This is a genomic window from Streptomyces albiflavescens, assembly GCF_014645835.1.
GTDB classification, from domain to species: domain Bacteria; phylum Actinomycetota; class Actinomycetes; order Streptomycetales; family Streptomycetaceae; genus Streptomyces; species Streptomyces albiflavescens.
Genome location: NZ_BMMM01000001.1, coordinates 892,309 through 918,496, shown reverse-complemented (window position 1 = coordinate 918,496; position 26,188 = coordinate 892,309). Strand labels below are relative to the sequence as shown.

Genomic DNA, 26,188 nt, shown 5'->3' with positions numbered 1-26,188 from the left:
GCTCACCACGTCACAGGCAGGTTCGCGGGGCCACGGATCAACGCGCCCGTCCTGAAGGGAACCTGATCCGGCGGCACGGCGAGCCGCAGCCCCGGCATCCGGTCGAGCAGCACGTCGACCATGAGCTCGGACTCCAGCCTGGCCAGCATCCCGCCCGGGCAGTAGTGCGGGCCGAAGCCGAACGACACATGCGGGTTGGGGATGCGTGAGAAATCGATGGCCTCCGGGTCCGGGAAGACGTCCGGGTCGCGGTTCGCGGCCAGGTACGACACGTAGATCGCGTCGCCCGCCCGGATCCGCACGCCGCTGATCTCCACGTCCTCCAGCGCGATCCGCGACAGCCCGACCGCACTGCGGTGCGGGATGTAGCGGAGCAGCTCGTCGATGGCCCGGGGGCGGATCTCCGGCTCGGCCCGCAGTTGTTCGGCCAGGTCGGCGCGGGTCATCAGGATGTAGAACAGCTGGCCGCTGTTGTTGGTGACCGCCTCGCCGCCGATCTGGAGGAGCACGGCGAGCCCCACGGCCTCGTCCAGCATGATCTCGTCCCTGCCCACGGCGGCGCCCAGCAGCGAGGTGACGTCCTCGCCGGTGCTGTCGCGCCGATCGCCGATGAGCCGCGCGAAGTACGCGCTCATCTCCGCCTTGGCCTTCTCGCTGACCTCGGCGCCGTGCGACGAGGACAGGATCAGCTGGGTCCAGCTGTGCATACTCTGCCGGTCGGTGGCCGGGACGCCCATCAGCTCGCAGATGACGGCGATGGGGAAGGGGCTCAGGACCGTCGCGGTGAGGTCGGCGGGCGGCCCGTCCTGGAGCAGCTCGTCGACCAGCTCGTCGAGCATCCGCCGGGACTTCTCCCGCACCCGCTCCACGCCGCGCGCCGTGAAGGCGGGGGCCACCGAGCGGCGCAGCCGGGTGTGGTCGGGCGGATCCAGGAAGCCCACCGCGCCGCGGGACGGGATGAAGTGCGGGGCGAGCCGGGTGACCCGCCCGTCCATGACCGCCGCACGGCTGAACCGGGCGTCGTTGGTCACCGTGCGCACGTCGTCGTACCGCGTCACCAGCCACGCCCAGCCCTCGCCGTTGGGCAGTTGGATCCGGGTGACCGGGCCCTCCCGCATCAGCTTGGTGAGGACCGGGTCGAAGTCCACGCCTGGCAGGTCGACGACCGGCCAGGGGTGGACGGGTGGCAGTGGTTCGGTGATGGTGTCTTCGCTCATGCCTGTCACACCATCTCGTCGCCCGCGTTGCGCCAGCTGCCCAGCGCCATCTCCGCGGTGATGCCGGGGCCGAAGCCCGCGAGCAGTCCGCGCGCGTCGTGCTCGGCGCCGCCCTCCTCGAACAGCCGGCGCAGCGCGTCCAGGACGACGGCGCTGGCGATGTTCCCGTACTCCGTGAGGGTGGCCCGGCTGAACCGGAAGGCCTCCGGCGGTACTTCGAGGAACTTGCAGAGGTCGTCGAGGATCCTGGGGCCGCCCGCGTGGATGATGTAGAAGTCCAGGTCGGAGGCGTCCCAGCCGTGCTTTCGCGCGAGGGCGTGGAGCGCGGGGGCGAGGGGTTCCATCGTCCCGGGCACCCGCTTGTCGAGCAGGAAGTGGAAGCCCGTGGCCCGGACGTCGTACATGATCCACTCTTCGGTCTTGGGGATCAGGTACGAGCTGTTGCGCTCCAGCTTGACGCCGGTGCCGCCTTTGCCGCGGACGACCGCGGCGGCTATGCCGTCGCCGAAGAGTCCGTTGGAGAGCAGCGAGCCGACGCCGAGGTCGGTCGGCTGGTAGCAGAGCGAGCAGAACTCGCAGGCCACGATGAGCGCGTTGGCGTCGGGGTACGCCGTGCAGAAGTCATGCGCGCGGTTGATCGCGGCGCCGCCGGCCGCGCAGCCCAGCTGGGCTATGGGTATCTGCCGGGTGTCGCTGCCGAAGCCCATCGAGTTGATCAGCCAGGCCGTGAGTGAGGGCATCATGAACCCGGTGCACGATACGTAGATGATCACGTCGATGTCGGTGGTGAGCAGCTCGGCGTCGTCCAGTGCCCGCTGCACCACTGCGGGGACGCGGGCCTTGGCCTCGCTCTCGTAGACCTTGTTCCGGTCTTCGAAGCCCGGGTGCTTCAACGTCTCCTCGATGGGCTGGACGATGTGCCGGGTGGCGACGCCCGTGTTCTCGATCAGGCGTAGCGCCAGAGGCAGTTGTGGGTGGTCGGCGTGACGGGAGCGGCATAGCTCCAGCGTCTCCTCCATCGTGATGACATGTTCCGGAACCGAGACCGAGGGTCTGCACAAAGTCGCCATGGAGCACGCCTTCTTTCCGCCGTCCGGGGAACTCTTCGTCCCTCGGTGGTCCACCCACGATCACCCGGCTGCGCGCGGATATCTCGTCGAATTACTCCATTCCGGGGATCTTTGGGATGGTGTGGGACCCTGGTGGAAAGGGCCCCGGGACCGCCGAACCCAAGGAGCAGCAATGACGCGGACGGCCAGGGAACTGCTGGAGAGCACGACCGGGAAACTCGCCCCGGACCCGCACGCCAACCGGCTTCTGCCCCTGATCGCCCGGGGCGCGGCGCGGCGCTCGACCCTCGCCGCGCTCGCCCTCGAACAGCGCCATGTGATCGCCGCGGACCGCCGGGCCTTCCTGCATCTGGCCGCACGGTCGGCGGCCGGCGCCGAGATGTCGGCCGCCGCGCCGGAGAGCGCCGCCTTCTTCGAAATGCTTGCGGAGGGTGAAGCCGTGGCCTGGGAGCGGCTCGGTGCGTATGCCGCCGCGGTCGGGGCCGACGAGGCGCAGGAGGCCGCGTACGAGCCGCTCGCGGACTGCCAGACCTATCCCGCGTACGTCGCCTGGCTCGCCCTGAACGGCTCACTGGCCGACGTCGTGCTCACGCTGAGCGCCAACTTCGCCGCGTGGGGCGGCTACTGCGCGACGATCGCCCAGGCCCTGCGCCGCCATTACGGCTTCGCCGACGAGGCCTGCGGCTTCTTCGACTTCTTCGCCGAGCCCGCTCCGGACCTGGAGCGGAAGGCGCTGGCAGCGGTGCAGGCGGGACTCGACACCGGACAGGTCTCGGAAGACGCGGTGCACCGCTACGGGCGGCTGCTCCAGGCCTATGAGGCGAAGTTCTGGCACGCCCTGTGGGAGTTGGACCAGCGAGTCGCCTGACGCACGGTCAGCCGGCCGTCGTCCCACTGCTGTGCGCGATGCAGGCCACGTCGATGCGGTCGGCGAGCTTGGCGAGTTCGATCGTGAGCGCCGCCACCGTATCCTCGTCGAGCCCGTCCTGGCCGGCCTCCACCAGATGCAGCCACCGGCCGCCCACCGTGCGCAGCAGCTTGCTGACGTCGGCGGCCGCCACCTGCAACGTGCCGCGGTCGTCGACGATCAGAGGCAGGGTCACTTCGCGGTTCACAGAGGGGATCGTAGCTGCGGAACGCTCACGCTCCGTGCCATACGGTGGTGATGTTGCAGAACTCGCGGATTCCGTGCTCGGACAGCTCACGCCCGTAGCCCGACCGCTTCACCCCGCCGAACGGGAAGGCCGGGTGGGACGCCGTCATCCCGTTGATGTACACGCTGCCCGCCTCCAGATCACGGACGAATCGGTCCACCTCGGAGCCGTCGCGCGTCCAGACGTTCGAACTCAGCCCGAACGGGGTGTCATTGGCGAGGGCCACCGCCGTGTCCAGATCGGCCGCGCGGTAGAGCGTGGCGACGGGCCCGAAGGCCTCCTCCTGGTGGATGCGCATCTCGGGGGTGATGTCGGCGAGGACGGTCGGCGCGTAGAACCAGCCGCGGTCCCGGAAGCCGTCCGGGCGCTCGCCGCCGCACAGGACGGTCGCGCCGTTCTCCACCGCGTCGTCGACCAGCTCCTCCAGATCGCTGCGGCCCTGCTCGGTGGAGAGCGGACCGACGTCCGTGTCCTCGTCCAGCGGGTCGCCCACCTTCAGCGCCCGCATGCCCGCGGCGAACCGCTCGGCGAAGGCGTCGAACACATCGGTGTGCGCGATGAACCGCTTGGCAGCGATGCACGACTGCCCGTTGTTCTGCACACGCGCCGTCACGGCGACCTTCGCGGCCCGGTCGAGGTCGGCGGACGGCATGACGACAAAGGGGTCGCTGCCGCCCAGCTCCAGAACCGTCTTCTTGACCTCGTCCCCGGCGACCGAGGCGACCGCCCGGCCCGCCGGTTCACTCCCGGTGAGCGTGGCCGCCCTGACGCGCGGGTCGCGCAGGACGCCCTCGACGGCGCCCGAGCCGATCAGCAGCGTCTGGAAGCAGCCCTCGGGGAAGCCCGCGCGGCGGAACAGGTCCTCCAGGTAGAGGGCGGTCTGCGGCACGTTCGAGGCGTGCTTGAGCAGGCCCACATTGCCCGCCATCAGCGCGGGCGCGGCGAACCGGATCACCTGCCAGAGCGGGAAGTTCCACGGCATGACGGCCAGGACCGGGCCCAGCGGCCGGTAGCGCACGAGGACACGGGAGGCCCCGGAGTCCTTGACGTCGGAGTCGGCGGGCTCCTCGTCGGCGAGGAGCCCCTGGGCGTGGTCGGCGTACCAGCGCATCGCCTTCGCGCACTTGGCTGCCTCGGCACGCGCCTGCTTGACCGGCTTGCCCATCTCCGTGGTCATCACCCGGCCGATGTTCTGCTGGTCCTCGTCGAGCAGGTCGGCGGCCCTGTGCAGGAGCCGAGCCCGCTCGGCGAAGGACGTGGTGCGATGCGTACGGAAAGCGGCTTCGGCGGCCGCGAGCCTGCGCTCGATCTCCTCGGCGCCCAGGGCGTCGTACGTCTTGAGCGTCTCGCCGTTCGCCGGGTTCACCGTTGCGATGGGCATGGCCGACCTCCTGACTGCGGGCTGTGCTCCGACCCTCCCGCGCGGCGCGGTACGGCGCAACGCGGAAGGCCCTTCCTCGTGGGGCGAGACGCTCGGGCGGGTGACCCGGAGGCGCACCCCGGCCTTCTCAGCCCGAGTGCTCCGAGAGCCGGTCGAGAAACTCCGCCTGCGCCTTCACGATCGCCGACCGGGCCCGGTCCAGGTCGAACCACTCCACCCGGTCCAGCTCGGGGAACTCCTGCCGCCGTCCCGACTTCGGCGGCCACTCCATCTCGAAGGTGCCGGGGACCACGGCCGCCGGGGCGAGATCCGCCTCGACCGCCCAGGCCGTGACGACCTTGCCATTGGTCTGCGTGATCTCGCCCAGCGAGATGGCCTCGCCTTCGGGCGGCGGCAGCCCCAGCTCCTCCTGGAACTCGCGGCGGGCCGCGTCCCAGGCGGTCTCGTCGGGCTCGTACTCGCCCTTGGGCACGGTCCAGGCCCCGGCGTCGCGCCGCGCGAAGAACGGCCCGCCCATATGGCCGAGCAACACCTCCAGACCGCGGTCGGTGTGTCGGAACAACAACAGTCCCGCGCTCCGCTTCCCACTCACGGGGTGACCTCCGGGTGTGCGGCGAGCAGTGTCCCGACGGTGTCGGCCTCGGCCGGGGTCTTGTCCTCGCGGTAGCGCACGACACGGGCGAAGCGGAGGGTGACGCCGGCCGGGTAGCGGGTCGACTTCTGCAGACCGTCGTACGCGATCTCGACGACGAGTTCCGGTCGTACGGTCACCACGTAGCCGTTGTCCTCGACGGCCAGCTCCTGGAGGTGCTCGGTCTGCCAGGCGAGCATCGCGTCGGTCATGCCCTTGAACGTCTTGCCGAGCATCGCGAAGGACCCGTCCGCGTTGCGCGCGCCGAGGTGCAGGTTGGACAGCTTGCCGGTGCGCCTCCCGTGGCCCCACTCGGCCGCCAGGACCACCAGGTCGAGGGTGTGTACGGGCTTGACCTTCAGCCAGGAGGCACCGCGCCGGCCCGCGCTGTAGGGAGCGTCGAGGGCCTTGACCACGACGCCTTCGTGGCCGCGTTCCAGGGTGTCGGCGAGGAACCGCTCCGCCGCGGGGAGGTCCGCGGGGCCGTCCACGAGACTGCGCCGCACCCGCATGGGCTCGGGGACCAGCCGAGCCAGTTCCGCGTGTCGTTCGGTGAACGGCAGATCGAGCAGATCCTGGCCGTCGACGGACAGTGCGTCGAAGAAGACGGGGGAGACGGGCATGGTCCTCGCGGCCGTCGCCACGTCCACACGCGAGCCCACCCGTCCGGCCGTCTCCTGAAAGGAGCGCGGCCGGCCGTCCTCGTCCAGCGCGATCACCTCGCCGTCCAGGATGAACCGCTCGCCCTTCAACTCCAGTGCCGCGGACGTGAGTTCGGGCAGCCGGTCGGTGATGTCGTCGAGGGTGCGGGTATAGATCCGTACGTCGCCGCCGTCGCGGTGGAGTTGCACGCGGATGCCGTCCAGCTTCTCCTCGACGGCGCACGCGCCCAGTTTCTCGACCGCGTCGGAGACGGACCCCGCCGTGTGCGCCAGCATCGGCAGCACCGGGCGGCCGACGGTGAGCCGGAAGCCGTCGAGGGCTTCCGGGCCGTGGGACAGCAGTGCCTGTGCCACCGTCTGCAGCGAACCGGCGAGCATCACCGCCCGTCGTACGTCCGCGCCGGGCGCGCCGGTCGCCTCGGCGAGCCCCTCGACCGCGACCGCGTCCAGTGCGCCCTGCCGCACCTCGCCGCTGATCAGTCCGAACAGGAAGCGCTGCTCGTCCTCGGTGGCCGCCGCCATCAGCTCGCCCACCAGGCGCGCCCGTTCGGCCTGGGAACCGGTGCCGGTGACCGCACCGAGCCGCGTCAGCCGGGCGTCCACCTCCCGCACCGTGAGGGAAGGATCCGGCGCCGGAGGGACCGGGCGGCTGAGGATCTTCCAGCCGACGCCCAGCCGCCCCTGTGGCAGGCGGCCGGCCAGATACGGGATGACGATCGGCACGTCGTCCGCCTCCGCGTCCCGGAACAGCTCGGCGAGCAGCGCGATCTTCCGGGACCGCGCCGAGGTGGCGGCGATCTCCTGGGACACATGAGCGAGCCGGCTCAGCAGCATGCAGCCATGGTGCAACGCGGACGTCGGGTGCACACCCCTACGGGTACGGAACAAGGCCCCATCCGTACGGGTACGGAACGGGGCCACGGTTGTGCGGGCACAGACCGGATCCAGGTCCGTATGGGCACGGCTCGGGTCCACGCCGGAGCGGGTACGGAGCCGGCTAGGTCCTGTCGTCACATTCCCGTCGTCCGCCCGGAGGGCGGGCCCTGCGGCGTCAGGTGCGTGCTCTCGGCGTGCCGGGCACAGGCCCTCGTACTGGATGTACTTGGGTCTGTGCCCGGTGCGGCGAGAGTGCGTGCATGGCGTCGCGGGGCAGACGGGAATTTGACGACAGGGCCTAGCCCTGCCCCCGGGCGACGGCCGCGTCGAGGTCCGCGAAGAGCAGCTCCCCGTTGAGCGTGGCCGCCGCCCGGTACCCGCCGCTCGCCGCGTTCACGACCTGCTCCGCGAAGCCGATCGCGTTCCCCGCCGCCCAGACGCCGGGCACCGTCGTCAGCCCCGTCTCGTCGACCACCGGATACGTGCCGAACGGCGTCTCCCGCAGCTCGGCGCCCAGTCGCTCGAACAGACCGCTGCGCGGGACGGCGCGGGGCGCGACGAACAGCACCGAGCGGTCGTGTGCCGTGCCGTCCGCGAGACGCACCCCGGTCAGCCGGTCGCCTTCGACCCGCAGTCCCGCGACCTCGCCGGGCACCACGACGACCCCGGCGGCGGCGAGCCTGAGCGGATCCTCGTTCGACAGTTCGTCCTCGCCGACGGTGTGGAGGAACAGCGTCACGTCCTTCGACCACTGGCTGACCATCAGCGCCTGGTGCACGCTCATCGGCGTGGTGGCCAGCACCCCGAAGGCCTTGTCGCGGACCTCCCAGCCGTGGCAGTACGGGCAGTGCAGCACGTCCCGCCCGAAGCGCTCGGCAACCCCCGGCACCGGCGGCAGTTCGTCGGCCAGGCCTGTGGTGACGATCAGCCGGCGCGCGTGCACCGTGGGCCCGGTCGCCAAGGTGACGTCGAACTCCCCGGCGCCGTCCCGGGCCACGTCCACCGCGCGGTCGCGGACGAGCTCGACCCCGTACGCCTCGATCTCGCGCCGCCCCGCCGCGAGGAATTCGGCGGGCGGCATGCCGTCCCGGGTCAGATAGCCCTGCATGTGGGCGGCGGGCGCGTTGCGCGGTTCGCCCGCGTCGACGACGAGCGTGCGGCGCCGGGCGCGCCCCAGGACGAGCGCGGCCGACAGCCCCGCCGCGCCGCCGCCGATGACTACCGCTTCGTATATCTCGGTCATGGTGACCACCTCCACGGAAAAGGTCGCCCGGCCGCGGACGAATTGACAAACGGCTTTGCCGATTCTGCAATATGGACATGAGTGACGACGCGGAGACGGATCAGACGGACGAGGTGCTGGCCGAGGTCGGGCCGCGGCTGCGGCGGATCCGGAAGGAGCGGGGCGCCACGCTCGCGGGGTTGTCGGAGGCCACCGGTATCTCCGTGAGCACGCTGTCGCGCCTGGAGTCCGGGCTGCGCAAGCCCAGCCTGGAACTGCTGCTGCCGATCGCCCGTGCCCACCAGGTGCCGCTCGACGAGCTGGTCGGGGCGCCCGAGGTGGGTGATCCGCGGGTGCGGTCCAAGCCGATCGTGCGGTACGGCCGTACGCACTGGCCGCTCACCCGGCAGCCCGGCGGACTCCAGGCGTTCAAGGTGCTCGAGCCGCAGCGGTCGATGGCACCGGAACCACGCACGCACGAGGGGTACGAGTGGCTGTACGTACTCTCCGGGAGGCTGCGGCTCGTGCTCGGCGACCACGACGTGGTGCTCGGTCCCGGAGAGGCCGCCGAGTTCGACACCCGCGTGCCGCACTGGTTCGGGTCGACGGGGGAGGGGCCCGTGGAGTTCCTGAGCCTGTTCGGGCCCCAGGGGGAGCGGATGCATGTGCGGGCCCGGCCCGCCCGGTCATAGGAGGCCGCGTCGGCGCGTGACGGACGCTACTGTTCCCTGAAGGGCAAGCGACCGCTTAGTATGCGGTCGAGCCCGGTCAGACAGAGCAGTCCCGTGGAGGCCCCGCATGCAGGCATGGCAAGTGCACGAGCTCGGCGAGCCGAGTGAGGTGATGCAGCTCCAGGAAGTGGAGCGTCCGCAGCCCGGCGAGGGTCAGGTCCTGCTCAAGGTGCGCGCGGCGAACATCAACTTCCCGGACGCGTTGATGTGCCGGGGGCACTACCAGGTCAGGCCCCCGCTGCCGTTCACGCCCGGCGTGGAGATCTGCGGGGAGACCGAGGACGGACGCCGTGTGCTCGCGAACCCCGCGCTGCCTTACGGCGGTTTCGCCGAGTACGCCGTCGCGGACGCCGCCGCGCTGCTGCCCGCGCCCGACGCCCTCGACGACGCCGAGGCGGCCGCCCTGCACATCGGATACCAGACGGGGTGGTTCGGTCTGCACCGGCGCGCCGGGCTGGAAGCCGGTGAGACGCTGCTCGTCCACGCTGCCGCCGGAGGGGTCGGCAGCGCGGCCGTACAGCTCGGGAAGGCGGCCGGCGCGAATGTCATCGGCGTGGTCGGCGGGGCCGACAAGGCCGTCGTGGCACGGGAGCTGGGCTGCGACGTCGTCATCGACCGGCGTACGCAGGACGTCGTCGCCGCCGTGAAGGAGGCGACCGGCGGCCGGGGCGCCGATGTGATCTACGACCCGGTCGGCGGTGCGGCCTACGCCCAGTCCGCCAAGGTCGTCGCCTTCGAGGGCCGTATCGTCGTCGTGGGCTTCGCGAGCGGGACGATCCCCAGCCCGGCGCTGAACCACGCCCTCGTGAAGAACTACTCGATCCTCGGCCTGCACTGGGGCCTGTACAACACCAAGAACCCGAAGCTGGTCCAGCACTGCCATGAGCAGCTCACCGAGCTGGCAGCCCGGGGCGCGATCAAGCCGCTGGTGAGCGAGCGCGTGCCGCTGGACGGGGCCGCGGCCGCCGTGCAGCGAGTCGCCGACGGCGTCACCACCGGCCGGGTCGCGGTCGTACCGTCGCTGGAGAATGGAGCCGCCGCATGACCGACGAAGCCGAACTCAAGCGCCGTACGGCCGAGCTGCTGGCGGCTCACCCGCCGGCGACCACCGGCCGTGGGGACTTCCTGAAGGCCCGATTCGATGCGGGGCTCGCCTGGGTGCACTACCCGGAGGGCCTCGGCGGCCTCGGTGCCCCGCGCTCCCTCCAGGCCGTCGTGGACACCGAACTGGAGGCCGCGGGCGCCCCCGACAACGACCCGCGGCGCATCGGCATCGGCCTCGGGATGGCGGCGCCGACGATCCTGCGCTACGGCACCGAGGAGCAGAAGCAGCAGTACCTGAGGCCGCTGTGGACGGGCGAGGAGGTCTGGTGCCAGCTGTTCAGCGAGCCGGGCGCCGGGTCCGACCTGGCCGCGCTCGGCACCCGCGCCGTTCGTGAGGGCGACGCATGGGTGGTCAACGGGCAGAAGGTGTGGACCTCCAGCGCCCACGTCGCCCGCTGGGCCATCCTCATCGCCCGCACCGACCCGGGCGTGCCCAAGCACGCAGGCATCACGTACTTCATCTGCGACATGACCGACCCCGGCGTCGAGGTCCGTCCGCTGCGGCAGATCACCGGCGAGGCCGAGTTCAACGAGGTCTTCCTCACGGACGTCCGCATCCCCGACTCCCGCCGCCTCGGCGAGGTCGGTGACGGCTGGCGGGTCGCGCAGACCACGCTGAACAACGAACGCGTCGCCATCGGCGGCATGCGGCTGCCCCGCGAGGGCGGCATGATCGGCCCGGTCTCCAAGACCTGGCGCGAGCGCCCGGAGCTGCGCACCCACGACCTGCACCAGCGCCTGCTCAAGCTGTGGGTCGAGGCCGAGGTCGCCCGTCTCACCGGCGAACGCCTGCGCCAGCAGCTCACCGTCGGCCAGCCCGGCCCCGAGGGCGCCGGCATGAAGCTCGCCTTCGCCCGCCTCAACCAGGAGATCAGCGGCCTGGAGGTCGAACTCCTCGGCGAGGAGGGCCTGTTGTACGACGACTGGACCATGCGCCGCCCCGAACTGGTGGACTTCACCGGCCGCGACGCCGGCTACCGATACCTCCGCTCCAAGGGCAACAGCATCGAGGGCGGGACCAGCGAGGTCCTGCTCAACATCGTCGCCGAACGCGTCCTGGGACTGCCGTCCGAGCCGCGCACCGACAAGGACGTCGCCTGGAAGGACCTGGCTCGATGACCGATCTGCTCTACACCGAGGAGGAAGAGGCGCTGCGCGCCGCCGTCCGCGACCTTCTCACCGACCACTGCGACGCGCCGGGCGTCATCGCCCGCACCGAATCCGGCACACCGCACGACCCCCAGCTGTGGAAGTCGCTCTCGGTCGGGATGGGCCTGGCGGGTCTGCTGGTGCCCGAGGCGCAGGGTGGCCAGGGCGCCACGCACCGCGAAGTCGCCGTGGTGCTGGAGGAGTTGGGGCGGGCCGTCGCCCCCGTGCCATATCTGACGAGCGCCGTCGTCGCGACGGAGGCACTGCTTGCCTGCGACGGCGAGGAGGCCGCCCGGCTGCTGACGGCACTTGCCTCCGGCCGCACGGTCGGGGCGCTCGCCGTCTCCCTCGCGACCGCTCCCGGTGCGCCGTTCAAGGCCGTACGCCATGAAGGCGGCGCCCTGCACGGGGAGTTGACCGGCATCGCGGAGGCGGTGGCAGCCGATGTGCTGCTGGTTCCGGCGGAGGACGGCGCGCTGTACGCGGTGGACGCGGACGCGGTGACGGTCACTGCGCAGGTGTCCCTGGACCTGACCCGGCCGGTCGCGAAGGTCACCTTCGACGGGGCGCCCGCGCGGCTGGTGACCTCCGACGCCCCGACGGCCGTACGACGTGCCCTGCGCGCCGGTGCCGGTCTCCTGGCGTCCGAGCAACTCGGTCTGGCCGACTGGACGTTGACGGAGACCGTCCGCTATCTGAAGGAGCGCAAGCAGTTCAACCGGCCCGTCGGCGGCTTCCAGGCGCTCAAGCACCGGCTCGCCCAGCTGTGGCTGGAGGTCGTCAACACGCGCGCCGCGGCCCGCAACGCCGCCGACGCGCTCGCCCACGGCAGCGAGGACGCCGACGTGTCGATCGCCGTCGCCCAGGCGTACGCGGCGCCGGTCGCCGTCCACGCCGCCGAGGAGGCGCTCCAGTTGCACGCCGGGATCGGCATGACCTGGGAGCACCCCGTGCACCTGTACCTGAAGCGGGCGAAGGCGGATTCGATCGCGTACGGCACGGCGGGTGCCCACCGCGAGGCGCTGGCCGGACTGGTCGACCTCCAGGCGCCCTGACCACACCCGCTGACGCTGACGCACGCCCGCTGACGCACACCCGTGAGAAGCCCGCCCCAACCGGGGCGGGCTTTTCCGTGCGCCCTGCTCCGCCGAAGTGAACGCACAGCGGCAGTCCGGCCAACTCCCTGCACGGCACTGCTCCTTGGGACTGTTCGGAACGCATACTCTCCCCCAGTCTCGACTTCGCTCGACCGGGGGCACCCCCCTGGTTTCCGTAGGCACTTCCAGGGAGGCAGAGCATGGCCCTTACCACCCGCCGCAGAGCCCTCACCACCCTCGGCGCCGCCCTCGCGGGCTCCATCGCGCTGCCCGCCGCGTACGCGCGGGCGGGCGAGCAGAAGCACGGTCGGCGCCCGCTGTGGCGCGCCCACGCGCACAACGACTACGAGCACCCGCGCCCCCTGTTCGACGCCCTCGACCACCGCTTCGGCAGTGTCGAGGCCGACATCTACCTGGTCGGCGACCAGCTGCTCGTCGCCCACGACCCGGTCGAGCTCGACCCGACCCGCACCCTCGAATCCCTCTACCTCGACCCCCTCGCCGCCCGCGTCAAGGCCAACCACGGTGCGGTGTACCGGGGTTACCGCACGCCGCTGCAACTCCTCATCGACATCAAGACCGAGGGCTCGTCGACCTACCTCGAACTCGACCGTCATCTGCGCCGCTACCGGCACCTGTTCACGACGTACGCGCACGGTCGCGTGTACCCCGGTCCCGTCACGGCCGTGATCTCCGGCGACCGGGCCGCCCGTACGCCCATGGAGGTGCAGAGCGTGCGTCGCGCCTTCTACGACGGTCGGCTCGCCGACCTCGGCAGCGCGGCACCCGCCTCCTTCATCCCGCTGATCTCCGACAACTGGACGCTCAACTTCACCTGGCTGGGCGACGGCCCGTTCCCCGACGCCGAGCGGGAGAAGCTGCGCGGCATCATCGCGGCGGCCCACGCGCGCCGACAGAAGGTCCGGTTCTGGGCGACGCCCGATCTGGCGGGCCCGGCCCGTGACGCGCTGTGGGGCGAACTGCTCGCCGCCGACGTCGACTACCTCAACACCGACGACCTCGCGGGCCTTGAGGCGTTCCTCGACGCCCACGAACGCACGTACTAGCCGGTACAGACACCACACGTTCGGAGGACATGTCAGCCGCCCGGACGAACCCTCCGCTACGCCACACTTGCGGCCGTACGCCGCGAAGCGGACGTGGCGGAGGAGGTTGACGATGGCCATTTCCATCTCTGTGGTGCTGCTGCTTCTGACCCTGGCGGTGATCTTCCTGCGCAACGGCGGGTTGAAGTTCTCCCACGCCCTGGTCTGCGCCCTGCTCGGCTTCTATCTGGCGAGCACGAGCATGGCGCCGACCATCACCAGCGGGCTCACCGCGACGGCGGACCTCGTGGGCAGCCTGAAGCCGTGACACGCGGGGCCCGTCACGTCACGGGCCCGCGGGTCACGTCCGGGAGAACACACCGATGCCGTTCGGAACGGGGCGTTCGGCGCCCCCGCTGGGGTGGTTGAGAACGCTGACGGCGGCCGCCCCCGGCTGCCGGGCGACCATCGTGGTGGAGCCCCCGCCGTCGAGGCTGAAGGCATCGTCCGCCCCCAACTCCCGCATGGCCTTAGTCACTTCGGCGATGGTGAGTCCGCTGCGGAAGTCGGGCGCGCCGTCGAGAGCGAGGAGCAGCAGGCGCCGTCCGTGGTCCGAGATGCCTACGGCGGTCCGTACGGCCGAGGTCGTGTTGTCCAGGCCGGGAAGCGGTGAGCCGTCCACGAGCACCGGGTAGCCGCCGAGCGCGAAGCGGAACGGGATCCTGGTGGCCTTCGCCACCAGACGATGCCGCACTGCGACGGGTTCGCCCACCGGCAGTTTCCGCAACTGCTGGGCGCCTTCCTCGCGGCCCACCAGCACCGTGGTGCCCGGAGCGATGGGGCCGCCGCCGGGAGTGTTGGCCGCCGACACCACCCGACCGTGTTCGACCGTCACCTCATAGGTGTCGGTACTGCACGGCGCGGCCCGGTTGACGTCCGTGCCGCAGGTGGCGCGCACCCGGGAGACGCTTCCCCAGTCCGAGGTGAACGCGCCGATCGAACCCTCGGGCAGGGCGTACTGGTTGAGCCCGCCGAGCGGCCACCGCCCCTCGTCACTGCGTACGGAACCTTCGAGGGCCATGCTGTCGAGCCGGGCCTTGCGATCGATGCCCACGCCGAGGACGTCCTCGGTGGTCGTGCCGGGCGGCAGGGCGGGCCCGAAGCGCTGACCGTTTGGCACCGCCGCCTTGAGCTCGTGTCCGCTTGCGATCGCCGGGCCTACCGTCGCCCCCGTCGCCTCGACGCCCGGATGCTGGGTCTCCGTGATGTTGAAGAAGTCGCCGTTGACACCCGCGACGGCGCCCCGGGAGTCGGCCAGTTGGGAGACGGGCGCCCGGGACGCCACGGCTCCGGGATACAGCAGGTCGACCCGCACTCGTGGATTGCGCAGATCGACGCTCAGCACATGTGCGTGCGCCACACCTTTGGCGGCCGGGATGTCCAACTGTGTGTAGTCGACGCCGGGGGCGAGGGCAGTGTCCGTGGCCCCCTCCGCGCCGCTGGCCGGTGCCGCCCCCACCAGGGCGGTACCGGCCAGCGCACTCCATGCCACGACAACCGTCAGTGCCGTTCTGAAACGTCCGTTGAGACGCGTCACACGTGCCCCCTGATGTCTCGTCAACTCTCCCAGGACTCAAGGCGAGTGCACCAGATGGCGGTGACCGTGTCGTTGGCTAGGCATCGACAACGCGCGAACGGATGAGAAAACGCACTCCTTCGGGTGCCTCGAGAGAGAAGCCGCTGCCGCGGCCCGGCACGACATCGACGATCAGCCGGGTGTGGCTCCAGACCTCGTACTGACTCTTCGACATCCAGAACGTCACCGGCTCCTCGACCCCCTCGACCGACAACTCGGCGAGCAGCACGTCGGACCCGCCGGTACGGAATTCGCCCTCGGGATAGCACATGGGCGCGCTGCCGTCACAGCAGCCGCCGGACTGGTGGAACATCAACGGTCCGTGGACCGCCCGTAGTCGCCGCAGCAGGTCGGCGGCCGCGGGGGTCAATTCCACGCGCGGGACTTCCTCGATCACGCCAACCACCCCATGCAAGCCGGTTCTTGGTCACCGGACCCTCGTCGGTCCGGTGACCCAGCGAACATCGTGCGAGGTTGCGAGAGGGTTGCATACGACGGGCCCTGCCACCCACATCCGGCCTTGCCGGCCGGGCCCTGCGTAGTGTCTTGCCCCAGGCTCGGTCCTGTCGGCCTGACAGCGGTACGGCGGTGGAGCGGTGGGTGCTCAGATCCAGGTATCGAGCCACATCCTGGCGCGCCGGCCGGACTGCGGCCTTCGACGGTCATGCTCAGCGCCGCGGACACGGTCCCCGGCGCGGGGGCCACCTGGTTCAGGTGTGTGCCATATCTACGCCGCTTGCGGTTGTGCCGCGGGCTTTCGGGTCGCCTGAAAGCGGTCCACGTACGGCGTCGAGGATAACTTGGCCCTGTTGGTCTACGAACTTCGTGAAGAGCTGCTGAGAGTAGCCGAAAACGAGCGCCCAGGCGATAATCTGAGCCGTCGAGTCCAAAGCGCTTAGGCCAGGAATGAAGCCACCGCGCATGACGAGTAGGCCAAGCACGGCCGTGAGTGCGCCGGTCGGAAGCTTCAACAAAGCCAGTGAAACCGGCACCGGGTAAGGGGTTGCAGTGCCGTTAATTCTCCGCAGGGCCGAAGTCGCCGAGATGGACGCAGCCAGTACGCCGGCAACTTCAACAACTGCGTAGTCCGCCTGGGCTACAGCTGTGTAATTCTCCGAGGGGAGAAAACTCGGTCCGCTTGTTACTAGTTCGCTATATACGGGACAGACGACACGGTACGGCTTCTTGCTGTCAGGTGGATTCTGGGGGATGAAGCACAATGGAACCAGCCATGGCCAAATGGCGGTGAGTACGCCAACGGTCACTGCCAAGGCTGCGAGGCCTGCGGTGACGACCTGGACGATCCGGACGAAGCTTCCTACTCGCAGGTGTTCTCGGAGAGCTTCCAATTGGGAGACGCCTACAGCGTCAAGAATCGTCTGGACTTTGCTTTCGTCGAGTGTGCCGTCATGCAGGATTTTCTCGGAGTGGACCCTTCGGGGGTCGTCCTCGCGGAGTTGCTCCCTGATTACACCTACCAACCCTGGTAGCAATGGCAAGACTTCATCAGGGGGGATGGCTTGCAAGAGCAGTGCGCGGGCAGTATTCACGTGAATCTGTGCGACAGTCAGATGCGAACCGACCAGGTGGCCTGGGTGCTCATGATGTCCAAGTTTCTCGGACGCTTCTCCTAGTTCTTCCCTGATCTTGACGGCTAGCGCTTCTTTCCCTGGCAGGATTGGCTTACTCTCCAGGAGTGCTTCCAGCTCGTAGATATCGGAACGAACCACCTCTCGAAGCTCCCAGGAGCCGACCTCTAATCTCCTGTCATGGCAGCGCCGTTTCCAATCCGCCCACCAGCGGACGGGGTGACGGATAAGCGAGGGTCTCGCTTTGGTGGGCTGTTCGTGTGTCTGTTCGTCGGGCATGTGGAGATTGTGTGCCTGTCGGATGATCCAGGCGAGGTGGGTTGCTCTGCGCGGGCTAAATTTTCGCCTGCTGGGCGATGGGCGCTTGCGGTATCCGCATCTCTATTGTTCGACGCGTGAGCAGCCTTCTGTTTGGGATGCTCACCCAGGCCTGTTCCGCTCAGCTGAGCGAACACGTCAGGGGCGAGGCTCGGCGGCCGTCGGTTTCGCCGAGAGGTAGCGGCTGTGTCCTATGACCCTGGAGCACACCGCCAGTTGCCCCATGCGCGGAAGATCCCGTGGTTAGGCTGTCTGGTCTGCCGTGTCCGCGGGGCTGCGGTCCGTGACGAGCGGGGGATGGGTGCCTATGTGGTCCATTGGGGTGCAATTGGGGCTCTGGGTTGGTGTGGTGGGCGGCACCTCCTACCTTCTGACGCGTGAGCTGTGTCGGTGGGCGACCTTCCGATGGGACTTGAGCAAGCCGGTCGTGGAGGCCGAACACCGGCGCCGTGTGATCTCGCTGGCTGCCCTCTCCCGGTACTGCGGCCGGCGCATGGAATCGACTGTCGAAGCACTCGCTGGAAGACTGGCGAAAGCTGAGAAGGTCAAGAAGAGGGTCAGCCGCGTCGAGTGGCTCTGCGGCATCGTCCTGGTGGGCGGTCCGGTCGTCTGGCTTGCTGTCATGACGGCCCTGTCCCTTGCGCATGGCATGCCACGTGGGGGCAGAGCCACGCTGCTGTACGTGCTGGCGCCGGGAACCGCCTTCATAGGCGGGGCTGGGGCATGGCTGGCGTTGCACAGAGCGTGCCAGTACTGGTTTCGGCTCATCGGTGATTACAGGGCTTTTGTTGAGTGCGTTGACGTCCTCGCAAGCTGTGGTTTCCTGATACGCCACCCTGGGAGCAGCCGGTGGATGAATGTGCTCGTTGCGGACATCTGCACCGCCCTGAGCGAGTTCACTTCAGAAAAAGAGGCGTTCCCGGTTGAGGCGCAGCGCGATCAGGTCCGCAGGCACGTGTCGGCAGTGCAGCAGGAACTGATCTCGGTGGCGGGAGGGCTGTTCCGTGAAGGTCCCCCGGGCGTCACACGTCTAGTGGTCACAGTATCGGCCTTGGTTGATCGCCTGGTCGCCGAGAGATGGTTGAGCCTCCTTGACCTGGACGGGACGCACGGCGAAGCCGAGGGCTTCGCCTTTCAGGCCACGGAGAGGGGCCGTGACGGGTGGATCGTCATCGGGGGTTCCGCCACGGCGGCTCTCGGGCTCGCTACAGCCGTCTCACTAGGTGTTCCGATCGCGGCGGCCGTACCAGGCGCGCTGGTGCTCTTACTCGGTCCCGCAATGGTCTGGGGAGGCAGGCAGTGGAGGCCTTCTCCTCAACGGTTGATGACGCTGGTGCAAGACAGCATGAGCAGATCCTCGGGGTCCATCGAACCCGTTCAGACGGAGCTCGCACAGCCTCCAAGGTAAGGCTCGGGGGAGTCTACGGCTGAGGTGAGCCGCTCACGCCGCATGGGGCATCTGTGGGCTAGACCCAGGTGTCCAGCCACATCCGCGACCGCCATTCATCGATGGGGATCGCGGTGCCGGTGTACAGCGGCCAGAAATAGATGAAGTTCCAGATGATGAGCAGCACTAGAGCGCCTGCGGCCACCGCACCCCGTATGCGGCGTTTTTCATCCGCCCCCGGCGGACCCAGCAGCGCGCCCACCATCATCGCCACGGCCAGGCACAGGTACGGCACGAAGACGACAGCGTAGAAGGAGAAGATCGTTCGGTCCTGGTACAGGAACCAGGGAAGCCAGCCGGCCCCCACCGCACACAGGACGGCGCCCGCGCGCCAGTCGCGGCGCAGGGCCCACCGGTAGAGCAGATACACAAGCGCGCAGCATGCCGACCACCACAGCAGCGGCGTCCCCAGGGCGAGTACCTCCTGCGAGCAGCCGGACGCCGCGTGGCAGCCGTCCTCTCCGGCTTGCGGCGACGCATAGGAGAACAGCACAGGACGACCGAGGACCAACCAGCTCCACGGGTTGGACTCGTACCGGTGCGCGGCGTGCAGCCCCACATTGAACTGATAGACCCCGTACTCGTAGTGCCACAGGCTGCGGAGCGGAGCCGGAATCCACGACCAAGTGCCGCCACGGCCGTCCGCCCAGTGCCGTCCGTAACCGTCGTCGGACAGGAACCAGCCGGTCCACGTCGCCAGATAGGTCACCACGGCCACCGGAACGACCGACAGCACCGACCAGCCGAGGTCCCTGCGCAGCACCGCGCGGTACGGGTGGCGTGCCCCTGCGACGCGGCGAGCGCCGACGTCCCACAGCACGGTCAGGACCATGAAAAAGGCCAGGACGTACAGGCCGTTCCACTTGCTTGAGGCCGCCAGCCCCAGGAAGACGCCGACCGCGAGCCGCCATGGACGCAGTCCCGTTCCCGCCCGGCTGCCGGTGTCGTGGTCGGGGCCCACGTGGCCGTCCCCGCCCACTGGCAGGGCTGCCGCGAGCCGGGCCCGCGCCCTGTCCCGGTCGATCAGCAGGCATCCGAACGCCGCAAGTACGAAGAACATCACGACGAGGTCGAGCAGAGCGGCGCGGCTCATCACGTAGTGCAGGCCGTCCACCGCCATCAGCGTGCCGGCCAGGCAGCCCAGCACCGTCGACCGGAACAGGCGGCGTCCTATTCGGCACAGCATCAGCACCGACAGCGTGCCCAGGACCGCCGTCATGAAGCGCCAGCCGAACGGGTTGAGGCCGAACATCCACTCGCCGAGGGCGATCACCCACTTACCCGTCGGTGGGTGCGCGACAAAGGCCCCGGTGTCGGAGAGCGGGATCACCTGAGGGTGCGCCAGGATCTGCGGGTCGGAGATCTTGCGGTCCGGCCAGGTGCCCTCGTAGCCGAACCGCAGCAGGGCCCAGGCGTCCTTGGCGTAGTAGGTCTCGTCGAAGATGATGTTCTGCGGCCGATCGAGGCGCCAGAAGCGGATCGCCCCCGCTGTGACGGCGACGAGCACCGGCCCGAGCCAGCCCATGGCCTTCGCGACGCGGTACGCCAGTACCGGGCTGAGACCCATGAACTCCCAGACGCGAGTCCCCGGCTCCGGGAAGGGCGGAACCAGACGTTCGCGGATGTTGGTACGGGGGCGTCCGGTGTACCCGAACAGGCGCAGACGGTTCGTCCACGCGCCGGGCGCCGCCATGGGACGGGTGTCGTCGAGGACATGGGAACGCGTCGCGTCGGTGCTCGTCACCGGATGACCCTAGTACTTGAGGGCACCCTGGCCGCCGACCGGTCGTAGACGCGTGAGCCCGTCGCCCCGTCACAGCAGGACGCCTCTGCCGGGCATCGACGCCCTTTTCCACTCGGTGCATCTGCTCGGTGGTGGCCATCCGGTACTGCACCAGTACCGCCGTCGCCAGCCGGTCGCCGTCGCCCGCGTCCACGTCTGTCATCGCCGTCCGCTCGCTTCCCGTCGGGCGCGGCACCGTTTTGGCGCCGCGCGTACCGGACAGGCCGGCAGCCGGCCCCGCTCTCTCAACGCCGGCTCACGGGCCGGGATCATCGAACTGGTCGAGAAGAAAGTCGACCGGTGCGAGGCCCGTGGCGGCGGATGCGCCGTCGTGAAGAAGCTGTTCCGCCCAGATGACCTTGCCGTGGGTGGTGTACCGCGTCCCCCATCGCTGGGCGAACTGCGCCACCAGGAACAGCCCCCGCCCGCCTTCGTCGGTGGTCGCCGCCCGCCTCAGGCGCGGCGAGGTGCCGCTTCCGTCCGACACCTCGCAGATCAGACAGCGTCCGTGCAGCAGCCGTACGCCGACCGGCGGCGAGCCGTACCGGATCGCGTTCGTGATCAGCTCGCTGAGGATCAGTTCCGTGGAGAATCCGGCCTCCTCCAGTCCCCACTCCCGCAACGTCTCCCTGCATCGCGCCCGCACCGAGGGAACCGCCGCCGGGTCCGGCGGCACGTCCCACACGGCCACACCCGAGGGCGGGAACTTCCGGGTACGTGCCGTCAGCAGCGCGATGTCGTCGGAGGACTGTGACGGCTTCAGCGCGTCGATCACCGCCTGACACGTCTCCTCCGGAGTGCGGCGCCCGGAACCGTCCAATACCTGGCGCAGCCTCTCCATCCCGACGTCGATGTCGTGGGTGCGGTCCCCCACGAGGCCATTGGTGTACAGCACCAGCTGTGAACCCTCCGGCAGGGACAGCTCGGCGGTCTCGAAGGGGTAGCCGCCCAGGCCGAGCGGCGCCGAGGCCGGCACGTCAGGACAGGTGACCGTCCCGTCCGGGCGCACCACCACCGGTTCCGGGTGTCCCGCACGGGCCATCGTGCAGGCCTCCGCCACCGGGTCGTAGACCGCGTACAGACACGTCGCTCCGGTCACCCCCTCCCCCTCGCGGCCGTTGTCGGCGTTCTCCTCGTCGTCCATGCGGGCGACCAGGTCGTCCAGGTTCCCGAGCACCTCGTCCACGGGGAGGTCCAGGGTGGAGAAGTTGTGCACCGCGGTGCGCAGCCGGCCCATCGTCGCCGCCGCGTGCAGTCCGTGACCGACGACGTCCCCCATGACCAGGGCCACGCGAGCGCCCGGAAGCGGGATGACGTCGAACCAGTCCCCGCCCACCCCCGCCTCCGCGGGCAGATACCGCCAGGCCACCTCCAGCGCGTCCTGCTCCGGCTGCCCCCGCGGCAGCAGGCTGCGCTGCAGCGTCACCGCCATCGCGTGCTCCCGGGTGAACCTCCGGGCGTTGTCGATGGCCACCGCCGCCCGCGCGGCCAGTTCCTCCGCGAAGGTGAGATCCTCCGACTCGAACGCCGGGGAGTCCACCGTCCGGTAGAAGTTCGCCACGCCCAGCGCCACGTTCCGCGCCTGCAACGGCACGGCCACCAGGGAACGCAACCCGCGCTCCAGGGCCCTCCTGGCGCGCTCCGCATCCTGTTCCCGCCAGCCCTGTGCCTGCCGCAGGTCCGCCTCGAGCATGACCCGTCGCTCCTGCAGCGCCCGCATCTGCGGTGTCCGGGGCGAGAACGTGATCACTTGGCCCAGCGGATACACCGGAAACATCCGCCGATCGCCGCCGATCGCCGCCCGGCGCAGATGCCGCCAGCCCTCCGCCGTGGGCTCCCACCCCCGCAGCACCGCTTCGAGCAGATCCACCGTCACGAGGTCGGCGAACTGCGGCACCGCCACGTCGGCCAGCTCCTGGGCCGTACGCTCCACCTCCAGCGTGGTCCCGATCCCCACCCCGGCCTCGTACAGCAGCTTCAGCCGCTCCCGCGTGACCTCGGCCCGCCCCGAGACCGCCGCCAGCTCCGTGGTGTCCCGCAGGGTCACCACGCTGCCTCCCCGGTCGGCCTGCGGATACGTCGGCCGCTTGTTCACCGCCAGCAACCGGTCCCCCGCGAGATGCACCTCATCGGTGACCGCCTCCGGCGACGACAGCAGACGCATGATCGGCTCCGACAGCCCCAGCTCTCGCACCGGGCGCCCCCGCACGTCCGCCGGCAGTCCGAGCAGCTGTGTCGCCTCGTCGTTGGCCAGCAGCAGTCGTCCGTCGGCGTCGGTGATCAGCACTCCTTCCCGTACCGCGTGCAGGACCGCGTCGTGGTGCTCGTACAGCTGCGCCAGCTCCGCCGGGGCCAGGCCGTGCGTCTGCCGCCGCAGCCGCCGGGACACCAGCGTCGTTCCCGTCACGGCCAGCGCCAGCGCGGCCGCGCCGCTGCCCAGGATGATCGGCAGCTGTGGCATCCACAGTCTCGCCACGTTCTTGACCGTGATTCCGGCGGAGACCAGGCCGACCACCTTGCCGTGCGAGTCGGTCACGGGGACCACCGCCTGCACGGCCGTCCCCTTGCCCGCGGGCAGCGGCGGCCCGCCGGCCTGCTCGACGACGGTACGGCCCTTCAGCGCCGGTGCGATGGTGCCGACGAACTTCTTCCCGATCTCCCGCGGGTAGGGATACGTATAACGAATCCCCTCCGTGTTCATGGCGACGACAAAATCCACGCCCGCACGCTTCCGAGCCTCCTCGGCCCGAGGCTGGAGCACCGCTGTCGGATCCCGGCTCTGCAGCGCCGCGGCCGTGCCAGGAGCGCTCGCGAACGACTGCGCCGCGACGATCGACTCCCTACGCCCCTGTTGCACCGCGTCAACCGCCGTCTGGAGCACAACGGCCCCCGCCGCGGCCACGACCAGCAGGACCACGATCACGACCTGGAGAAGGAACACCTGACCGGCCGCACTGTGCAGGTCCAGCGGGGAAGCGCGATGTTCGCGCGAGCGTCCGACGGGCGGATGCCGTTCCGGGCTCTGAGAGCGCCCGGAAAATACTTCCATACACCCTTGATAGCACCTCTGCGAGGACGCCTGATAACACCTCTGCGAGGACGCCGACGCTGATCGCGTCCCTCGCGCGGGCTGCCGCGTCCCCGGTAGCCAACGCCACGCGGCCGGTTCCTATCCCACCTGTGCTCGTCCGTATGGTGCGTGAGCACATACGAACCTTCGGGGTGGCGCCCGACGGACATCTGTTCTGCAACGCGGCGGGGAACTACATCGATGCCTCGGCGTACGGCGCCTTACCGCTCGGCCGTGCGCTGCGGAGAACGCCTGACGGGCATCTTGCCTGGTCAGGCGCCCTTTCCCGCGTCTGGAAGAAGCCCAGCTTCTTCGGCGAGTACGACACCAGCAGGTTCTTCGTCTCATGGTGGTACGGCAGCCGCAAGGCTGTTGACCAGCAGGAATGGTCGCGACCGTGGGGGGATGGCCCGTGCACGGACCGGATCTCGGCCGGCTGGGCCGTGAGGATGGACGGCTTCAATCGTCCGTCCATCCTCGGTTGCCGCTCCCGGCCTCCCCGCCCGGCCGGAGCATCTGGCTCGCGGCCAGCTTGCGATAAAGGTCGCTGCCTGCCAGCAACTCCTCATGGCGTCCGCCGGCGGTGGTGCGGCCGTCCTGCAGCACCAGGATGTGGTCGGCGTGCTGCACGGTGGAGAGGCGGTGGGCGATGACCAGCAGGGCGCACTCCTGGGCTACGTCCTTCATGACGGTGGCGAGCGCCGATTCATTGATCGCGTCGAGGTGGGAGGTGGGCTCGTCCAGCAGGAGCAGTGAGGGGCGGGCCAGCAACGCGCGGGCGAGGGCGACGCGTTGGCGTTCGCCGCCGGAGAGGGTGCTGCCGCGTTCGCCGATGACAGCGTCCAGGCCGCCGGGCAGCCGGTCGACGACTTCTTCGAGTCGGGTCAGTTCGACGACGCGCCGGATCTCCGATTCCGTGGCGTCGGGCACGGCGTAGGTGATGTTGCCGCGCAGGCTGCCGTGGACGACGTGGGTGTTCTGGTCGACGACGGCGATGCGTCGACGGCATGCGTCACGGGTGAGTTCGGTCGCGGGCCGTCCGTCGAAGAGGACGGTGCCCGCGTCCGGCTCGTAGAACCTCGCCACCAGGGCGAACACCGTGCTCTTGCCGGCTCCGGACCGGCCCACCAGGGCCACGTGGCGGCGGTGCTGGACGGCGAACGAAACGCCGCGGAGGACCGGCCGTTCCGGGTCGTAGCCGAAGTGGACGTCGCGCAGGGCGAGGGCGGGCTGTTCGCGAGTGAAGGACGGCCTGGGCGGCCTCGGTGTGGGTGTGCGATCTCTCGGGATCTGGGGCGCGGTGGGCTCGACAGGCAGGCAGAGCGCCTCGTCGATGCGCTGGTAGGCGCCCATTCCACGTTGGACGAGACCCACGGCACGGAAGACGGAGGACAGCGGCAGGACGAGATACGAGGCGTACAGCAGGAAGGCGACGAGGTCGCCGAGGGAGCCGGCGTGGCCGTTGACGCGCAGGCCGCCGACGACCAGGACGATGAGGAAGGAGCCCTGGACGGCGAGTTCGACGGCGGAGCTCATGACGGAGGCGAGTTTCGCGGTGCGTACCCCCGCGCCGTAGGCCGCATCGACGCGCGCACCGATGCCGGCCCCCTCGCGCTCCTCGGCGCGGTGCACGCGGACCATCGGAAGGGCGCCGAGGGCGCGTTCCAGATCGGCGGCGATGGCACCGACCGAGTCCTGCATGTGTTCGGACGCGCATCTGATACCCGTGAGCAGCGACGCGACGACCACGGCCGCCGATGCCACGGTGACAGCGACCAGGATCAGCAGCAAGGGGTCCAGCCACGCCATGAGGATGATCGCCCCGGCGGCGACAAGGCTCCCCGTCACCAGATCGACCAGGGCCTGCGACACGACCTCCCGGAGCAGGGTGGTGTCGGCCGTCACCCGGGAGATGAGGTCGCCGCCCCGGTGGCGGTCGTATTCCCTCATCTCCAGCCGGAGCAGCTGTCCCACCAGCCTGTGACGGAGCTGCTGTACGACGCCTTCGCCCGTCCGTTCCAGAATGAAGCGCCCCGCAGCTCCCGTCGCCGCCTCGATGACGAACAGCGCGCCGAGCAGGCCCAGCAGCGGCCAGATGACCTGTCCGCGGCCGCTCGCGTCCACGACGTGCTTGGCGACGAGCGGCTGGGCCAGTCCCAGGGCGGAGCCCATGAGGGTCAATACGGTGGCGACGGCGATGGCGCTCCGGTGCCCGGTGGTGAGCCGGTACATCGTGGCCACCGCCGCGCGGGTGGACTTGTCACCCTCGGCAGCCGCGGCCCGGTCGCCGTGCAGCACCGTCGCGCCGGTCATCGGTCCGTCGGCCGTGGCAGCGGGTCGACGGCCACCAGCCGGGCGAAGTAGCCCTCCGGCAAACCCTCGCCGACGGGACGGCCCTCCGCCTCGATCCAGGCGTGCGCGGTGAAGGGCGGGACGACGCGTACACCGGTGCACCAGGTCGGCCACGTTCCGCCGAGCCGGCACAGTAGTGCGGCCCCCAAGGAGCGCGGCAGACACCCCTTCGGCCCGGCGCAGCGCAGGCTGGCGGCGCACATGGCGTCGCGCGCGTTCTGGGCCTGCGCGGTGGTGGCGGGCGCGGCACCGTGCCGCAGGATGCCGAGTACGGTGCGGATGCGGCGGGGCGGCAGCAGGGCGAAGGTGACGGCAGGGAGCAGGACGAGGCGGGCGGCCAGGCGTCGGGCCAGGGGCACACCGGTGGGTCGCTCCAGCGCGCTGGGCGTCGTCATGAGGCGAGCCCCGAGCTGCGCAGCTGCCGTACGAGCGTCCCGACGTCCTGCAGGGCCTGTGCCTGGTCGATGTCGAACTCCTGGACCAGGGCGGCGGCCGCGTCCGCTTCCTCGCCGCCGTCGAGCAGCGTCCGCACCACGAGAGTGGCAGTCGGGTTCAACTCCCAGTAGGCGCCGGCCCGTTCGTCCAGCAGCACTGTGCCGTAGTCGGTCTCGGCCGTGGAGACGTCGTCGCCGAACCGCAGGGGCATATGAGGG

23 protein-coding genes are annotated in these 26,188 nt (G+C 70.0%); 8 read left to right on the top strand and 15 right to left on the bottom strand.

Annotated elements, in window-relative coordinates; all coding sequences use genetic code 11:
* Nucleotides 1-2 precede the first annotated feature (2 nt).
* Nucleotides 3-1,217: a cytochrome P450 gene (locus IEY95_RS03885; protein WP_189184369.1), complete on the bottom strand. Its 1,215-nt coding sequence runs from the start codon at nt 1,215-1,217 to the stop codon at nt 3-5.
* A gap of 5 nt (nt 1,218-1,222) precedes the next feature.
* Nucleotides 1,223-2,287: a type III polyketide synthase gene (locus tag IEY95_RS03880; protein ID WP_189184368.1), complete on the bottom strand. Its 1,065-nt coding sequence runs from the start codon at nt 2,285-2,287 to the stop codon at nt 1,223-1,225.
* Between the two features lie 172 nt (nt 2,288-2,459).
* Here IEY95_RS03880 and IEY95_RS03875 point away from each other — a divergent pair, with 172 nt between their 5' ends.
* Nucleotides 2,460-3,155, top strand: coding sequence for a transcriptional regulator (locus tag IEY95_RS03875; protein WP_189184367.1), 696 nt, complete (start codon nt 2,460-2,462; stop codon nt 3,153-3,155).
* A 7-nt stretch (nt 3,156-3,162) separates the two neighbouring features.
* Here the strand turns inward: IEY95_RS03875 and IEY95_RS03870 are convergent, their stop codons facing one another.
* The 5 genes from IEY95_RS03870 to IEY95_RS03850 form a co-directional block, all read right to left on the bottom strand.
* On the bottom strand, nt 3,163-3,402 hold the full coding sequence (locus IEY95_RS03870; protein WP_189184366.1) for a DUF6213 family protein: 240 nt from the start codon (nt 3,400-3,402) through the stop codon (nt 3,163-3,165).
* A gap of 25 nt (nt 3,403-3,427) precedes the next feature.
* Complete coding sequence (locus tag IEY95_RS03865) at nt 3,428-4,822, bottom strand: NADP-dependent succinic semialdehyde dehydrogenase (RefSeq protein WP_189184365.1); 1,395 nt, start codon at nt 4,820-4,822, stop codon at nt 3,428-3,430.
* Between the two features lie 127 nt (nt 4,823-4,949).
* Entirely contained in the window at nt 4,950-5,414 is a 465-nt protein-coding gene (locus tag IEY95_RS03860; protein ID WP_189184364.1) for an NUDIX hydrolase, read from the bottom strand.
* Nucleotides 5,411-6,949, bottom strand: a complete 1,539-nt coding sequence (locus tag IEY95_RS03855; protein ID WP_189184363.1) for an ATP-dependent DNA ligase — start codon at nt 6,947-6,949, stop codon at nt 5,411-5,413. Before IEY95_RS03855 ends, IEY95_RS03860 begins: the two co-directional genes overlap by 4 nt.
* Nucleotides 6,950-7,289: 340 nt before the next feature.
* Nucleotides 7,290-8,234 carry an NAD(P)/FAD-dependent oxidoreductase gene (locus IEY95_RS03850; protein ID WP_189184362.1) on the bottom strand — a complete coding sequence of 315 codons (945 nt, stop codon included), beginning with the start codon at nt 8,232-8,234 and terminating at the stop codon, nt 7,290-7,292.
* Between the two features lie 77 nt (nt 8,235-8,311).
* On the opposite strand from IEY95_RS03850, the gene IEY95_RS03845 reads away from it, so the two are divergent.
* The 6 genes from IEY95_RS03845 (at nt 8,312) to IEY95_RS03820 (ending at nt 13,668) form a co-directional block, all read left to right on the top strand.
* Nucleotides 8,312-8,905, top strand: a complete 594-nt coding sequence (locus IEY95_RS03845) for a helix-turn-helix domain-containing protein (protein WP_189184361.1) — start codon at nt 8,312-8,314, stop codon at nt 8,903-8,905.
* Between the two features lie 106 nt (nt 8,906-9,011).
* A complete protein-coding gene (locus tag IEY95_RS03840; protein WP_189184360.1) occupies nt 9,012-9,989 on the top strand; it encodes an NADPH:quinone oxidoreductase family protein in 978 nt (325 codons plus the stop codon).
* The gene (locus IEY95_RS03835) at nt 9,986-11,167 is read left to right on the top strand and encodes an acyl-CoA dehydrogenase family protein (RefSeq protein WP_189184359.1); all 1,182 of its coding nucleotides are present in this window, start codon (nt 9,986-9,988) and stop codon (nt 11,165-11,167) included. The genes IEY95_RS03840 and IEY95_RS03835 overlap by 4 nt, the downstream gene beginning before the upstream one ends.
* Complete coding sequence (locus IEY95_RS03830) at nt 11,164-12,252, top strand: acyl-CoA dehydrogenase family protein (protein ID WP_189184358.1); 1,089 nt, start codon at nt 11,164-11,166, stop codon at nt 12,250-12,252. Before IEY95_RS03835 ends, IEY95_RS03830 begins: the two co-directional genes overlap by 4 nt.
* Before the next feature lie 242 nt (nt 12,253-12,494).
* Nucleotides 12,495-13,361, top strand: coding sequence for a phosphatidylinositol-specific phospholipase C/glycerophosphodiester phosphodiesterase family protein (locus IEY95_RS03825; protein WP_189184357.1), 867 nt, complete (start codon nt 12,495-12,497; stop codon nt 13,359-13,361).
* A 112-nt stretch (nt 13,362-13,473) separates the two neighbouring features.
* A complete protein-coding gene (locus IEY95_RS03820; RefSeq protein ID WP_189184356.1) occupies nt 13,474-13,668 on the top strand; it encodes a hypothetical protein in 195 nt (64 codons plus the stop codon).
* A gap of 33 nt (nt 13,669-13,701) precedes the next feature.
* On the opposite strand, the gene IEY95_RS03815 is transcribed toward IEY95_RS03820, so the two are convergent.
* The 3 genes from IEY95_RS03815 to IEY95_RS03805 all read right to left on the bottom strand — a co-directional run bounded on the left by IEY95_RS03815 (nt 13,702) and on the right by IEY95_RS03805 (nt 16,844).
* The gene (locus IEY95_RS03815) at nt 13,702-14,892 is read right to left on the bottom strand and encodes a phosphodiester glycosidase family protein (RefSeq protein WP_308429273.1); all 1,191 of its coding nucleotides are present in this window, start codon (nt 14,890-14,892) and stop codon (nt 13,702-13,704) included.
* A gap of 121 nt (nt 14,893-15,013) precedes the next feature.
* Nucleotides 15,014-15,373, bottom strand: a complete 360-nt coding sequence (locus tag IEY95_RS03810; protein ID WP_189184354.1) for a DUF779 domain-containing protein — start codon at nt 15,371-15,373, stop codon at nt 15,014-15,016.
* A 313-nt stretch (nt 15,374-15,686) separates the two neighbouring features.
* The gene (locus IEY95_RS03805; protein ID WP_189184353.1) at nt 15,687-16,844 is read right to left on the bottom strand and encodes a hypothetical protein; all 1,158 of its coding nucleotides are present in this window, start codon (nt 16,842-16,844) and stop codon (nt 15,687-15,689) included.
* A 451-nt stretch (nt 16,845-17,295) separates the two neighbouring features.
* On the opposite strand from IEY95_RS03805, the gene IEY95_RS03800 reads away from it, so the two are divergent.
* On the top strand, nt 17,296-18,291 hold the full coding sequence (locus IEY95_RS03800; protein WP_189184352.1) for a hypothetical protein: 996 nt from the start codon (nt 17,296-17,298) through the stop codon (nt 18,289-18,291).
* Between the two features lie 58 nt (nt 18,292-18,349).
* Here the strand turns inward: IEY95_RS03800 and IEY95_RS03795 are convergent, their stop codons facing one another.
* From IEY95_RS03795 to IEY95_RS03775, 5 genes are all read right to left on the bottom strand, one after another.
* Entirely contained in the window at nt 18,350-20,023 is a 1,674-nt protein-coding gene (locus IEY95_RS03795) for a dolichyl-phosphate-mannose--protein mannosyltransferase (RefSeq protein ID WP_189184637.1), read from the bottom strand.
* Nucleotides 20,024-20,369: 346 nt separating this feature from the next.
* Complete coding sequence (locus IEY95_RS03790) at nt 20,370-23,162, bottom strand: SpoIIE family protein phosphatase (RefSeq protein ID WP_189184351.1); 2,793 nt, start codon at nt 23,160-23,162, stop codon at nt 20,370-20,372.
* Nucleotides 23,163-23,642: 480 nt separating this feature from the next.
* Nucleotides 23,643-25,496, bottom strand: a complete 1,854-nt coding sequence (locus IEY95_RS03785) for an ABC transporter ATP-binding protein (protein ID WP_189184350.1) — start codon at nt 25,494-25,496, stop codon at nt 23,643-23,645.
* Entirely contained in the window at nt 25,493-25,930 is a 438-nt protein-coding gene (locus IEY95_RS03780) for a lasso peptide biosynthesis B2 protein (protein ID WP_189184349.1), read from the bottom strand. The genes IEY95_RS03785 and IEY95_RS03780 overlap by 4 nt, the downstream gene beginning before the upstream one ends.
* The gene (locus tag IEY95_RS03775; RefSeq protein WP_189184348.1) at nt 25,927-26,181 is read right to left on the bottom strand and encodes a lasso peptide biosynthesis PqqD family chaperone; all 255 of its coding nucleotides are present in this window, start codon (nt 26,179-26,181) and stop codon (nt 25,927-25,929) included. Before IEY95_RS03775 ends, IEY95_RS03780 begins: the two co-directional genes overlap by 4 nt.
* Between the last annotated feature and the right edge of the window lie 7 nt (nt 26,182-26,188).